General features: G+C 55.4%; 11 protein-coding genes. 5 read left to right on the plus strand and 6 right to left on the minus strand.

Annotated elements, in window-relative coordinates:
• Positions 1-182: 182 nt before the first annotated feature.
• The 3 genes from lpxC to ftsA all read right to left on the minus strand — a co-directional run bounded on the left by lpxC (position 183) and on the right by ftsA (position 4,946).
• On the minus strand, positions 183-1,151 hold the full coding sequence (gene lpxC / locus SIB88_RS06660; protein ID WP_082817857.1) for a UDP-3-O-acyl-N-acetylglucosamine deacetylase: 969 nt from the start codon (positions 1,149-1,151) through the stop codon (positions 183-185).
• A 323-nt stretch (positions 1,152-1,474) separates the two neighbouring features.
• Complete coding sequence (gene ftsZ, locus SIB88_RS06665) at positions 1,475-3,133, minus strand: cell division protein FtsZ (protein ID WP_341650892.1); 1,659 nt, start codon at positions 3,131-3,133, stop codon at positions 1,475-1,477.
• Positions 3,134-3,629: 496 nt separating this feature from the next.
• Positions 3,630-4,946, minus strand: coding sequence for a cell division protein FtsA (gene ftsA / locus SIB88_RS06670; RefSeq protein WP_369813527.1), 1,317 nt, complete (start codon positions 4,944-4,946; stop codon positions 3,630-3,632).
• Positions 4,947-5,195: 249 nt separating this feature from the next.
• Here ftsA and SIB88_RS06675 point away from each other — a divergent pair, with 249 nt between their 5' ends.
• From SIB88_RS06675 to SIB88_RS06695, 5 genes are all read left to right on the plus strand, one after another.
• The gene (locus SIB88_RS06675) at positions 5,196-6,455 is read left to right on the plus strand and encodes an ABC transporter substrate-binding protein (protein ID WP_101245711.1); all 1,260 of its coding nucleotides are present in this window, start codon (positions 5,196-5,198) and stop codon (positions 6,453-6,455) included.
• Between the two features lie 71 nt (positions 6,456-6,526).
• The gene (locus tag SIB88_RS06680) at positions 6,527-7,420 is read left to right on the plus strand and encodes a carbohydrate ABC transporter permease (RefSeq protein WP_101245712.1); all 894 of its coding nucleotides are present in this window, start codon (positions 6,527-6,529) and stop codon (positions 7,418-7,420) included.
• Positions 7,420-8,298 (plus strand): carbohydrate ABC transporter permease, encoded by an 879-nt coding sequence (locus tag SIB88_RS06685; RefSeq protein WP_412557680.1) that lies wholly within the window; start codon positions 7,420-7,422, stop codon positions 8,296-8,298. Before SIB88_RS06680 ends, SIB88_RS06685 begins: the two co-directional genes overlap by 1 nt.
• 30 nt (positions 8,299-8,328) lie before the next feature.
• Positions 8,329-9,426, plus strand: a complete 1,098-nt coding sequence (locus tag SIB88_RS06690; protein WP_412557681.1) for an ABC transporter ATP-binding protein — start codon at positions 8,329-8,331, stop codon at positions 9,424-9,426.
• Between the two features lie 20 nt (positions 9,427-9,446).
• Positions 9,447-10,502, plus strand: a complete 1,056-nt coding sequence (locus tag SIB88_RS06695) for a LacI family transcriptional regulator (protein WP_412557682.1) — start codon at positions 9,447-9,449, stop codon at positions 10,500-10,502.
• Positions 10,503-10,524: 22 nt separating this feature from the next.
• Here the strand turns inward: SIB88_RS06695 and SIB88_RS06700 are convergent, their stop codons facing one another.
• From SIB88_RS06700 to murB, 3 genes are read right to left on the minus strand one after another with little or no spacing between them, the layout of a single operon-like run.
• Complete coding sequence (locus tag SIB88_RS06700; RefSeq protein WP_412557683.1) at positions 10,525-11,406, minus strand: cell division protein FtsQ/DivIB; 882 nt, start codon at positions 11,404-11,406, stop codon at positions 10,525-10,527.
• On the minus strand, positions 11,394-12,308 hold the full coding sequence (locus SIB88_RS06705) for a D-alanine--D-alanine ligase (protein ID WP_412557684.1): 915 nt from the start codon (positions 12,306-12,308) through the stop codon (positions 11,394-11,396). Before SIB88_RS06705 ends, SIB88_RS06700 begins: the two co-directional genes overlap by 13 nt.
• Positions 12,305-13,249 (minus strand): UDP-N-acetylmuramate dehydrogenase, encoded by a 945-nt coding sequence (gene murB / locus SIB88_RS06710; protein WP_412557685.1) that lies wholly within the window; start codon positions 13,247-13,249, stop codon positions 12,305-12,307. The genes SIB88_RS06705 and murB overlap by 4 nt, the downstream gene beginning before the upstream one ends.
• Positions 13,250-13,252: the final 3 nt, after the last annotated feature.

Below are 13,252 nucleotides of genomic sequence, written 5' to 3' on the forward strand. Positions count from 1 at the left end.
CTATATCATGTGAAGGGCGTGGTTGGGCAAGTAGTTGTGTCGCCAATCGGTGACTTTTATGCCCGATCTTGACCCTGTGCTTTGATCTGTGTGGGAAAAACGCGGTCAGACAACAAAAAAGGCGACCCGACGGGCCGCCAATTTTGAATGTTTTGTGCCGGATTCCAAATCCCGTTATCGAGTTACGCAGTCGCCAGAACCGGTGCAGATGCACCATGCAGTGCTGATTTCGGCATCGGGACAACCTGATAGGCGCTTTCATCGGCCAGCAATGCCTGAAGCAGCAGGTTATTGACGTGGTGACCCGATTTATAGGCGGTTACCTTGCCCTGAAGCTGCAAGCCGGCCGTATAAAGATCGCCCAGCGCATCAAGGATCTTGTGGCGAACGAATTCGTCTTCGTAGCGCAGGCCTTCTTCATTCATGACTTCATCGCCCGACAGCACAACCGCATTGTCAAGCGAACCGCCACGGGCCAGACCGGCCGAACGCATGGCTTCGACTTCGTGAAGGAAGCCGAACGTGCGGGCACGTGCGATGTCGGCCACAAAAACACCGTCATCGAATTTGACATTCATGCGCTGGTTGGCAATGGCCTTGCTGGCGAAATCAATTTCGAAATCGATTTCAAAGCCGTGGGCCGGCTCAACACGTGCTGTGCAGCCGTTATATTCGACTTCAACTGCCTTGAGCACTTCGATGACCTGACGCGGGGCATTTTGTTCTTCGATGCCGACACAATCGATCAGGAAGTTGAACGGCGCCGAACTGCCATCCATAACCGGAACTTCGTCGGCATCGATATCGATCAGAACGTTATCAATGCGCGATCCGGCCAGAGCAGCCATCAGATGTTCGATGGTGCCGATCTTGATACCACGGGAAGCGTCGCCCAGGCAGGTGCACAGGCGGGTGTCGATCACGCCATCGTAACGTGCCGGGAACAACGGCTGGTCGTCCAGATCCGTGCGGCGAAATACGATGCCATGGTTAACCGGGGCAGGGTGCAGTGTGATGCGGATCTTGTGACCGGAATGCAGACCGACGCCCGCACAGCCGATGGACGCTTTAAGCGTGCGTTGACGCACGTAATCGTCACCAGAGACGCCTGTCTGCGCGATGGCAGCACTAAGGTCGGCGATGTTGTTCACAGGAACCCCCAAATCAGGTCAGTCAGGTTGCAATCAATCTTGGTCGAAGTCATTGGCAGGGCTGTAACCCTTACTTCGTTAGCTTCAGACACTACAGAGGTTGTGAAAATCACTCAAATCACTCTTTGTTACGCTTTGTAAATCATCGAAAATGGTAAAAATTACAAATAAAACAATGGCTTGAGTTTGTGTTTCTCTGTTCTGAAACAACGATGTGAAACATTTCATTTCACAGTTGCCGGTCTCGGGCGTCAGATAAAATGGTCTGCCTATAAAAAAAGGGAAGGCCGAAGCCTTCCCTTTCATCGCGCGGAGTTTTGCCGTCAGTTCGCCTGACGACGAAGGAAGGCCGGAATTTCAAGAAGGTCATCAGACGCGCCTTGCGCCTTGCCCCGGGAAGCGGGCTCCTTCTTCATGACAGAAGCACTGTCTTCGCCAAGAGACATTTCAGTCTGACGCGGTGCCGGTGCCTGCGGTTGCGAGACTTTCGGCTCTGCGTGCTGATGCGGTTCCTTGACGGTTTTGTTCTTGCCAAACAGGCTGCTCAGAACCGAACGCGGAGAGGTTGCGTTCTGCGCATCGGCAGCTTCGAAGACGTCCGGGCTGTGGTTGACCTGATCGGCTTCGCTTGGCGAAACGGCGCGCGGCGGGATAAAGGCCATGTCGCCGTTACTGTTGGTTTTTTCCATCGGCTTGTTGGCGCGCAGAACCGGTTTCGGTTTCAGAACCGTCTGGCCCATTTCAATGGAACCGGTTTCCTGTGCTTCGGCCTGATGGCTCAGTTCCGGCTGCTGTGCGCTGCCGGTCGCGGCAAAGCGTTCGGCCGGAATGTGATCGATGGATGCGCCACCGGCATAATCGCCACCGCCCGACTGGGTGGTTTCAGCAACGCTGGCTGCTGCGTTGGCAGCGCCATGCTGACCAAATGACGGCATGGACGGCTTTTCAGCCGGCTGTGCTGCTTTGGGCTGTGCAACGGAAACGGTGGTCGGCTGCGGACGGCGTACTTCTTCGGCGTCGATGCCCGTGGCAACAACAGAAACACGCAGTGCACCTTCGATGGTCGGATCAAAGGTCGAACCAAAGATGATGTTGGCTTCGGAAGCAACTTCTTCGCGAATGCGGTTTGCAGCTTCGTCAACTTCATACAGGGCCATATCCATGCCGCCGGTGATGTTGATCAGGACCGCACGTGCGCCCTTCATCGATGCATCTTCCAGAAGCGGGTTGGCAATGGCGGCTTCGGCTGCTTCAAGCGCACGTTTTTCGCCGGATGCTTCGCCGGTGCCCATCATCGCCTTGCCCATTTCGCTCATCACGGTGCGAATGTCGGCAAAGTCAAGGTTCACAAGACCCGGAACCATCATAAGGTCGGTAATCGAACGGACACCGTTGCGCAGAACATCGTCAGCCATCTGGAAGGCATCTGCGAAAGTGGTTTTTTCGTTCGCAACCCGGAACAGGTTCTGGTTCGGGATGATGATCAGGGTGTCGACATATTGCTGAAGCTGTTCGATGCCCTGTTCGGCAGTACGCATACGGCGCGTACCTTCGAAATGGAACGGTTTGGTAACGACACCAACGGTCAGAATGCCGGCTTCCTTGGCGGCACGTGCAATGACCGGGGCTGCACCGGTACCCGTACCACCGCCCATACCGGCGGTGATGAATACCATGTGGCTGCCTTCAAGCTGGGCCTGAATGTCTTCGATGGATTCTTCGGCGGCGGCACTACCGGCATCCGGTCGTGCGCCTGCACCAAGACCCTGGGTAATCTTGCGGCCAAGCTGCATCTTGCGCGTGGCTTTGCTTTGGGTCAGGGCCTGTGAGTCTGTGTTGGCAACGACAAAATCGCATCCTTCGAGTTCGGACGCGATCATGTTGTTAACGGCGTTGCCGCCCGCACCGCCGACACCGATAACGGTGATCTTCGGCTTTAGATTTTCTTCCGTTTCAGGGACGGAAAAATTGATTGTACTCATTGTTTGCTCTTCCTCTCCGCGCTTTAGAGCTGAGGGTCAGGACCTATTAATTTGGTTCGAATGGTCATTCGGATTAATGCGGATACGCGGATCAAAACCGAAGGAAGATGAATATCTTTCAAGGTTTTGAGACAAAGTAGCCCGCGAAAATCCGATTGACCCGAAGGGCAGTGTTTATATTTACGAACTCCGGCGTCAAATCCCTTGCCCGGGGTGCCAACCCGCTCTGCGGGCTTTTCCTTGGAGTTCGCAAATATAAACACTGCCATTCCAATCAAATTAATAGGTCCTGACCCTTAAGATCACACAAGCCTTCCCTTTGCCTGTGCGTACCCGAAATGCATCGGGCACAAAGACCTCCGAGTCCGTTTTAGCGGGCAAAGAGTTATTGGCTTGTTAATGCGCGCGAAAGTTTTCGAAAAAATGCAGAAAAAAATGCACTTGTTTTTCGATTGCGCAGATTTCTGCGCCAGTCAGGGGAAAGGGGCAGAGGAAACTAGAAGTTTTCCTTGAACCAGGCCCCGAGACGGCCCCAGCGACCGCCCGATTGATGGATCGATGCCATTGCTTCGCTAAGGGGATCATTGCCTTGTTCAACCGCCCGCAGCAACAAGCCTGCGCAGGCCGAAAATGCCGGGCCGGCGGTTGCTTCTGCAAGGCCGGTCACCCCGTGCGGATGGGCAACGGATGCCGGACGTTCAAACATCTGGTTGGCGAGATCGGCAATGGCATTCAGCTGACTTGCACCGCCGGTCAGGACAATGCTGCGTCCGCCGATTTGGGTCAGGCCGTGTTCTTCAAGCTGATCACGGATCAGTTCAAAGGTTTCTTCAAGGCGCGGCTTGATGATGTTGATCAGCATCGAGCGCGGCACATGGTTGAAGTTGTTTTCGTCTTCGTCACCAATGATCGGGACCGCAAGGATTTCCTGATCATCCGAAGGTGATGTCAGGGCACTGCCATGCAGGGTCTTCATCCGTTCCGCGTGATTAAGCGACGTATTAAGGCCATAGGCAATATCGCGGGTAACATGCGCGCCACCAACCGGGATCGAGGCGGTATAGATCACCTGGCCGCCATTGAACACGGCAACGCTTGTTGTGCCGGCACCCATGTCGATCACGGTTGCGCCAAGGTCACGCTGATCAGGGGTCAGTGCCGAAAGACCGGACGCCAGCGGCGTGACCACGGTTTCCTCGATCGCCAGATGACATCGTCCCAGAAGCGTATCAAGGTTGCGCAATGGCGCGGTCTGGGTGCGCACGAAATGCAGATCAAGACCAAGGGTCGATCCATACATGCCGCGCGGATCGTTCATCGTACTGGCCCCGTCAAGCCGGAAGCCGAGCGGAACGGTGTGGATCAGTTCGTCACCGGCCTGACGCAGAAGGGCTTCTTTCTGGTCATTCAGTTTGCGGATCTCGAGATTGCCGATCGGTCGCGACCCTAATGGCAGTTCAACCGTGTGGGTTTCTGATTCCGGGCGACCACCCGACAGGTTCACAATGACCGATTCAATGGTCTGACCCGCCATTTTTTCAGCCGCATTGACCGCGGCCAGAACGACTTCCTGTGCAGCATCAAGATTGGCGATCGAACCGCTTTGAAGGCCCTTGGACATGTTGTGTCCGATACCGATGATTTTCGGCGGATGGTCCTTTTCGCGTCGCGCAATGAAACAGCAGACCTTGGACGTTCCAATGTCCAAGGCCGCAATCAATCCTGATCTTGTCTTGCTGCGTGCCAATTTAATGCTCTGAATTATTCTAAAGTTATTGGAGGGAGGCGAACCTGCCCCAGGGTCATGACCCAAGTTATTAAGCCCGTTTTCCATCAAAAGCGGTTGCAATTTGGTTAAGGCAGCACCGAGTCTTCTGCATGTCACCGTGCTTTTCACGGAAATGTCCGATTTTGCGATGCGATAGTGCCCATATCTCAATCAAGGGTTTCTCGGGCGGTTGATATCATGCTGTACTGCAACGTTACAGGTGTAGCTTGACACTCAACTGTAACGTTGCAGTAATCAAGCGCCGAAACAATAACCGTACAGGGAGGAAGCAAAATGTTTCTTGGCAAGATGACGCGTGCCGGGCTTGGCATGATTGCGGCACTGGGTCTTTCCACCAGCATCGCATCCGCACAGGAAAGCGTGGAGGTTCTGCACTGGTGGACCGCCGGTGGCGAGGCAAAGGCGCTTCAGGTTCTGAAAAAGGATCTCGAAGGTCAGGGTGTTTCATGGAATGACATGCCGGTTGCAGGCGGTGGCGGGGAACAGGCAATGACTGTTTTGCGCGCGCGCGTGACATCGGGCAATGCACCGACAGCCGTTCAGATGCTGGGCTTTGATATCAAGGACTGGGCGGGCGAGGGTGTTCTGGCCAATCTTGATGAGCTTGCCAGCAAGGAAGGCTGGGATGCGGTTGTTCCCGATGCGCTTAAGGGCTTTTCAAAATATGATGGCCACTGGATTGCAGCCCCGGTCAACGTGCATTCGACCAACTGGGTCTGGGCCAACAAGGCGATCTTTGACGAGCTTGGCCTGAAACAGCCGGGCAACTGGGATGAGCTGATTGCGGCCCTCGACAAGATCAAGGCTGCTGGCTACACCGCCGTTGCCCATGGTGGTCAGGCCTGGCAGGACGCGACCATCTTTGATGCGGTCGTAATGGCAACGGGCGGGCCTGATTTCTATCAGGCATCGATGATCGATACCGATCCCGACGCACTTGGTTCCGACACCATGAAAACCGTGTTTGAACGCATGGCGAAGCTGCGCAGCTATGTGGATGACAATTTCTCGGGCCGTGACTGGAACCTTGCAACCGCGATGGTGATCAACAAGGAAGCTGGTGTTCAGTTCATGGGCGACTGGGCCAAGGGTGAATTCCTGAATGCGGGCAAGGTGCCCGATCAGGACTTTATGTGCTTCCGCTTCCCGGGAACGCAGGATGCCGTGACCTTCAACTCTGACCAGTTCGTCATGTTCAAGGTCGGTGAAGACCGTCAGGACGCCCAGATGAAACTGGCATCAGCAGTGATGTCGCCAACCTTCCAGTCGGCGTTCAACGTAGTCAAGGGATCGGTTCCGGCCCGTACCGACGTTCCCAATGATGCCTTTGATGCCTGTGGCAAAAAAGGCATGGCAGAACTGGCAGCAGCCAACAAAAAAGGCACGCTGTTCGGGTCCATGGCCCATGGTCACTCGGTCCCGGCCGGTGTCAAAAACGCCATGTATGACGTGATCACAGCCCACTTCAATGGCGAATACGACGCCGAGACCGCGGTCGAGGAACTCGTCAACGCCGTTGAGTCTGCACAGTAAGAATAAAAATGATCCTCGGCGGTCGGGTTTCCGACCGCCGAACCGAATTGCGGAAGTGCGGAGCATCATCAATGCAATACTCACTGCCCGGCAAGGCAGAAGCCACCCTGCGGGAAATCCTTCCGCGGCTGGTGCTGAGCCCCAGTCTGTTTTTAATCCTGTTATTTGTTTACGGTTTCATCCTTTATACCGGCTATCTGTCGCTGACCGACAGCCGGATGTTGCCATCCTATGATCTGCAAGGGCTTGATAACTACGCCCGCTTGTGGGGGCAGCGTAACTGGATCACGGCCCTTCAGAACCTTGCGATTTTTGGCATTCTTTACATTCTGATTTGCTCTTTGCTGGGGCTTGTTCTTGCCATCTTTCTGGATCAGAAAATCCGGGGCGAGGGCATTTTGCGCCCGATCTATCTCTATCCGATGGCGCTGTCCTTTATTGTGACCGGGACAGCATGGAAATGGTTTCTTGATCCGGGACTTGGTCTTGAAAACACCATGCATCTTTGGGGGTGGGAAAGCTTCACCTTTGACTGGATCAAGGATCGCAATATGGCGATCTATACCGTGGTGATTGCCGCGGTCTGGCAGTCATCGGGCTTTGTCATGGCGATGTTTCTTGCCGGATTGCGCGGGATTGACAGCGAAATCCTCAAGGCCGCGCAAATGGACGGTGCCGGTCGCTGGAGCCTGTATACCAGGATCATGATCCCGCAATTGCGCCCGGTCTTTTTGTCGGCTTTCGTGGTGTTGGCCCATCTGGCGATCAAGGCCTATGACCTTGTCATCGCGCTGACCAATGGCGGGCCGGGACGGGCGACCGAACTTCCGGCAACCTTTATGTATTCCTATACCTTTACCCGCAACCAGATGGGGGTTGGTGCATCATCGGCGGTCATCATGCTGGCGATGATTGCATCCATTATTGTGCCCTATCTGTATGCAGAACTCAGGGAGCGTCGGTAATGGCACATTCTTCGCAACCTGCATTTTCATCGGCCCGTTTGCTGCGCGCATGTCTTTATGCGGTCCTGATCCTGTTTGCGGTTTATTATCTTTTGCCGCTGTTTGTGATGCTGGTGAATTCCGTCAAGACGCTTGATGAAATTCGCGGCGGCAACATGATGGCATTCCCGGAGAACTTCACGTTCGAACCGTGGCTGACAGCCTGGTCCAGTGCACAGATCGGGGTCGAGCCAACCGGGCTTAGCCCATATTTCATCAACAGCATTTTGATGGTCGTGCCGGCGGTAACGATTTCGACCTTCCTTGGGGCGTTGAACGGGTATGTCCTGACCAAATGGCGGTTTTCCGGTGACAAGATTGTTTTCGGGCTGATGCTGTTTGCCTGCTTTATTCCGTTCCAGATCGTTCTGATCCCGATGGCGCGTGTGTTGGGCACCATCGGACTGGCCGGGACAACAAGTGGTTTGGTTCTGGTGCATGTGGTTTACGGGCTTGGATTTACCACGCTGTTTTTCCGCAACTATTACGCGGCTTTCCCGGACGAACTGATCAAGGCCGCCAAAATGGATGGTGCCGGGTTCTGGCGGACCTTTACCCGCATCCTTCTGCCAAGTTCGGGACCGATCATTGTGGTTACCGTGATCTGGCAGTTCACCAATATCTGGAATGACTTCCTGTTCGGGGCATCCTTTGCCGACTTTGATTCGATGCCGATGACGGTTGCGCTGAACAACCTTGTGTCATCCTCGACCGGGGTCAAGGAATACAACGTTCACTTTGCCGGTGCGGTGCTTGCCGCCTTGCCGACCCTGATCGTCTATGTCGTATCGGGCCGCTATTTCGTACGCGGGCTGATGGCAGGCGCGGTCAAGGGTTAGGCCAAAAACAGAAAATTCAGGGGAAGAACCATGTCATTTCTTCAGATCGACAAGGTATGCAAAAGTTTCGGACCGATAAATGTCCTGCGCGATATTTCATTGGATGTCGAAGAAGGCGGATTTCTGGTGCTGGTCGGGCCGTCGGGCTGTGGCAAGTCGACCTTGCTCAATACCATCGCCGGGTTGGAAAAACTGACCACCGGGGAAATCCGGATCGAAGGTAACGTGATTGACGATCTGGCACCGGCAGATCGCAATATTGCGATGGTGTTTCAAAGCTATGCGCTTTATCCGAATATGAATGTCGGGCAAAACATCGCCTTTGGCCTTGAAATGCGCGGCATGCCCAAGGATGAACGCGACGCCAAGGTCGCCGAAGTCGCCAAAACGCTTCAGATCGAACATCTTCTGGATCGCAAACCCGGTCAGCTTTCCGGTGGTCAGCGACAGCGCGTAGCCATGGGGCGGGCCCTTGTGCGAAATCCGAAACTGTTCCTGTTTGATGAACCGCTTTCAAACCTTGATGCCAAGCTGCGTGTGGATATGCGTACCGAGATTAAACGGATGCATCAGACATTTGGCAGCACGATTGTCTATGTCACCCACGATCAGATCGAAGCCATGACCCTGGGCACGCGCATTGCGGTCCTCAAAGACGGGATTGTCCAGCAATATGGCACACCGGCCGAAATCTATAACGATCCCAGCAACATGTTTGTTGCCGACTTCATGGGCAGCCCGGCCATGAACCTGATCCCGGCGACTGTGCGGGGCCATGCAATCGAAATGAGCCGTGCGGGGGATGATCCGCTTGTTCTGTCCTTTGACGCCCTGCCGGTTACGGTCAGTGCGCGCAACGGGCAGGATGTGATTGTCGGCATCCGGCCCGAAGCCATAACCGATGCGGCCGGGCGCGGTGGCGAAAAATCCATTCAGGCAACCTGTCGTATCGACGTTGTCGAACCTGCGGGTGCGGATATCTATGCCATCACGACACTGGGCGGCAAAGAAGTCGTTACCCGCCTGCATCAGGACTGGTCAGGATCGGCCAATCAAGTAGCCGATTTGCTTTTCAATCTTGAAAAGATTGTGTTTTTTGATCCACAAAGCGGTGAACGGTTGCGTTAATTACGCGTTCAGCCCGGAGGTTGGGAAAACTGTCTGATCCATATCTGACCGGAAAGGGGATAACATCCCCCCGGTCACGCCCCACACTTAAAACCATTGCCGAGATGACCGGGCTTGGGGTCACGACGGTATCGCGTGCGTTAAAGGATGCGCCCGATATCGGCGCAAAAACCAAGGAACGTGTCCGCAAGGTCGCGGATGCGGTCGGCTATCACCCTGATCGCGCCGGTGTAAGGCTGCGCACCGGCAAGACAAATGTCATCAGCCTGATCCTCGATCAGACCGACAAGGTACCTGAATTCGCCCGGCGCATGATTGTCGGCATTTCAGAAGCCATTCGCGGCACGCCATACCATCTGGTGGTGACGCCGCAATCGCGCCTGGATGATCCGATGGACCCGGTGCGCTATATCCTTGAAACCCGGGCCGCCGATGGGGTGATCCTGACCCATATCCGGCCTGATGACGAGCGGGTTCATGCCCTTAGACAAAGTGGGTTGCCATTTGTCACCCATGGGCGATGCCAGACGATACAGGATCATGCCTATCACGATTTTGATAACCGCGCCTTTTGCCGGATGGCGGCAGAACGCATGATCAAACGCGGGCGCAGCCGTCTGGCGCTTTTGGCACCGCCGTCGGAATTTTCCTATTATCAGGAAACATTGGCAGGCCTTGCGGAAATCGCCGAACCGGCCAACATCCCGTTCAGGGTCCTGCCCGGTGTCGATCTTGACAGCAGCATCGAAGTCCTACGCCAGGCGGGCATGGCGCTTCGTCATCAGGAATATGTCCCGGACGGGATCATTTGCGGCAGTGAATTATGTGCCATGGCACTGATTGACGGCATGACGCAGTCCGGGCTTGAGGTTGGCAAGCATGCCGATGTCATCGCCAAGGAAACGTCGGATTTGCTTGATCTGACACGCCCGCGGATCGACAGTTTGCGCGAAGACCTGATTGTTGCCGGTCAGCAACTGGCTTCGCATCTTCTTGATGTGATCAAAGGGGCGGAACCCGATACGCTGCAAACGCTTAGCGAACCGAAACCGGTTTGGCGCGTCAATCAGTCCTGATTGGTGATTTCAGGCGGCCGTTCTAGACCGCTCCCTCCTTCTTTGGGGGATTACGGCGCTTTTCCGCCGCCCCCGGTGTCAGACGTACAAAGGTACGATCAGGCAAACGCAAATCGACAATCAGGATGTCGCGTTCAAGAAGGTCATGTTCGCGGTCAAGCATCTCAAGCCGTTGCCAGGCCTTGTCCATGTCGTGTTCGGGCAAACGGATGAACATGCCGTTCGACAGCTGAATATTCCAGCGACGATGACCGATACGCTGTGCGCCGGTGACCTTGGCATAAAGATCCGGGATGCTTTGAATGGTTTGAAGCATTTCGGCGGCATGTTGCGGGGCATCGTCCCCGACCAGAACCGGCAGATCAAGATAATCACCAAGTTCATAGTTCTGAAGCTGTTCACCGTCCCCATCAATCAGGACGTGACCGCGATCTTCGGTTTGCCACAGTGCAAGCGGCTTACGTTCAACAATCGACACGATCAGGGTATCGGGCAACTGGCGTTCAACCGTTGCGGTGCGCACCCATGAAAGCTGCTCGATCCGTTCGCGCGCGGCATCAACGTCAAAGGTAATGATCGGTGTGCCAGGCTTTTGACCGATTGCTGCCAGAAGGGCGTTGGTATCGGTTTTTTCCCGGCCCGAAACTTCGATATTCTTGACCGTCATGCCCAGTTCAGCAGACAGGCGGACACTTTCCTCTTCGGCAATGGCAATCCATTTGTCTGCCTTGCCGCTATACCAAAGGGCTGCGGGAATGATTGTAATGACCCCGACAAAGCCCGCCCACCACATGACACGCGCCACCTTTTTCAGGTTGGAGGCGATGCCATGCTTTTTATCAAGCTTTTCGCGACGTTCGCGTGCCTGTTCTTCAAGCGTACCAACGGGGCCTAGCGTTCGCATGAAGCATCCTCCACCATCCATGCGACGATATCGGCAAAGCTCATGCCGTCATGGCGGGCCGCATCGGGAACAAGTGATGTCGGTGTCATGCCGGGCTGGGTATTGATTTCGAGGATGGCCAGCCGGTCCTGTTCCGGATCATAGCGGAAATCTGCGCGCGCCACACCACGACAGCCCAGCGCACGGTAAGCCTGCTCGGCATGGCGTTGCAGACGGTCGCGCAGATTGCCGTGAATGTCGGCGGGAATGATGTGTTCGGACCCGCCCTGGACGTATTTGGATTCAAAGTCATAAAAGGCATGGTTGCCGGTCAGGATTTCGATGACTTCCATCGCCTTGCCATCCTTTACCGCAACCGTCATTTCGCGCCCGGCAATGAATTCTTCCTGCATGACGCCATCGCCATGAACCCAATCGCGCGCCAGCATGTTCTGTTCTTCTTCGGGGGTCAGAATGATTTCGACACCGACAGAAGACCCTTCGTTATTGGGTTTAAGAACATAGGGCGGTGGCAGTGCCTTGCCATTGGCGATATCGCCCCGGCTTACCCAGACATGGCGCGCACAGGGGATTTCATATTCGGCAAACATCGCCTTGGCCGACATTTTGTCCATGGCAATGGCCGATGCCCGGACACCGGAATGGGTATAGGGGATGTTCAGAATTTCAAGCAAACCCTGAACCGCGCCATCTTCGCCCCAGCGGCCATGCAGGGCGTTGAAAATAACGTCGGGTTTGGGATCGATTGCGGCGATCTGGTTGGCAAGGTCACGGGTCGCATCGATTTCGGTGACCTGATATCCCTTTTCACGCAGGGCCTTGGCGCATTCGCGCCCGGATGACAGGGATACTTCGCGTTCTGCTGACCAACCGCCCAGAATGACAGCGACATGTTTGCTCATGCGTCTTTTCCTATGATCGAGTGGCCAAGGCGTTCGCCAATGCGCCGGATTTCCCAGCGCAGCTCAACGCCGCTATGTTCCTTAACCCGTTTGCGGACTTCATCGCCCAACTGTTCAAGATCAAGGGCGGTGGCATTGCCCGTATTGATCATGAAATTGCAATGTTGCTCGGACATTTGCGCCCCGCCGATGGTCAGTCCGCGACATCCCGCCGCATCAATGACTTCCCATGCGCGGTCGGGCACCGGATTGGCAAAGGTCGATCCGCCCGTTCGTGACTTGATCGGCTGGGACCCGGCGCGGGCCTGCTGGATTTCGTCCATACGTTTGGCAATTTCATCGGGATCGCCCGCTGTGCCGCGCAGGATGGCGGATGTGAAAATCCAGTCTTCGGGCAAATCGCAGTGGCGGTATGACATCCCCATTTCATCGGGCGTCACCGTGTGTTTGATGCCCTTGCCGTCGATGGCGGTGGCGGAAATCAGAACATCCTTGATCTCGCTGCCATAGGCCCCGGCATTCATCCGAAGTGCCCCGCCGATGGTTCCCGGAATACCCGACAGGAATTCAAGTCCGGCGATCCCGGCCTGCTGTGCGACTTGCGCGACATTCAGATCAAGTGCGCCGGCACCGACATGCAGATCGCCATCCTTGATCACGGCATCGGTAAACGGACGGCCCAGGCGAATCACAACACCGCGAATACCGCCATCGCGCACCAGAAGGTTCGATCCCACCCCGATCACAGTGACCGGCATGTCATCGGGTTTGCCTTTCAGGAAATCTGCAAGATCGGCTTCATCGGCCGGGCGGAACATCACATCGGCCGGGCCGCCGACCTGAAACCAGGTGACTTTTGCCAGTTGCGCGCCTTCACGCAGCTTGCCGCGAACTTTGGGCAGGCGATCGATCAGCGGTGTGTGGTGTCCCGGCGTGCTCATGGA

Source organism: Thalassospira sp. MIT121401 (genome assembly GCF_047125595.1).
Lineage (GTDB): Bacteria > Pseudomonadota > Alphaproteobacteria > Rhodospirillales > Thalassospiraceae > Thalassospira > Thalassospira povalilytica.

Excerpts from the sequence above, each read along its gene's own strand:
- SIB88_RS06685 (WP_412557680.1), top strand. The coding sequence starts at position 7,420 with ATGGCACATTCTTCGCAACCTGCATTTTCATCGGCCCGTTTGCTGCGC.
- SIB88_RS06675 (WP_101245711.1), top strand. The coding sequence starts at position 5,196 with ATGTTTCTTGGCAAGATGACGCGTGCCGGGCTTGGCATGATTGCGGCA.
- SIB88_RS06700 (WP_412557683.1), bottom strand. The coding sequence starts at position 11,406 with ATGCGAACGCTAGGCCCCGTTGGTACGCTTGAAGAACAGGCACGCGAA.
- SIB88_RS06680 (WP_101245712.1), top strand. The coding sequence starts at position 6,527 with ATGCAATACTCACTGCCCGGCAAGGCAGAAGCCACCCTGCGGGAAATC.
- SIB88_RS06690 (WP_412557681.1), top strand. The coding sequence starts at position 8,329 with ATGTCATTTCTTCAGATCGACAAGGTATGCAAAAGTTTCGGACCGATA.
- SIB88_RS06705 (WP_412557684.1), bottom strand. The coding sequence starts at position 12,308 with ATGAGCAAACATGTCGCTGTCATTCTGGGCGGTTGGTCAGCAGAACGC.
- murB (WP_412557685.1), bottom strand. The coding sequence starts at position 13,249 with ATGAGCACGCCGGGACACCACACACCGCTGATCGATCGCCTGCCCAAA.
- ftsZ (WP_341650892.1), bottom strand. The coding sequence starts at position 3,133 with ATGAGTACAATCAATTTTTCCGTCCCTGAAACGGAAGAAAATCTAAAG.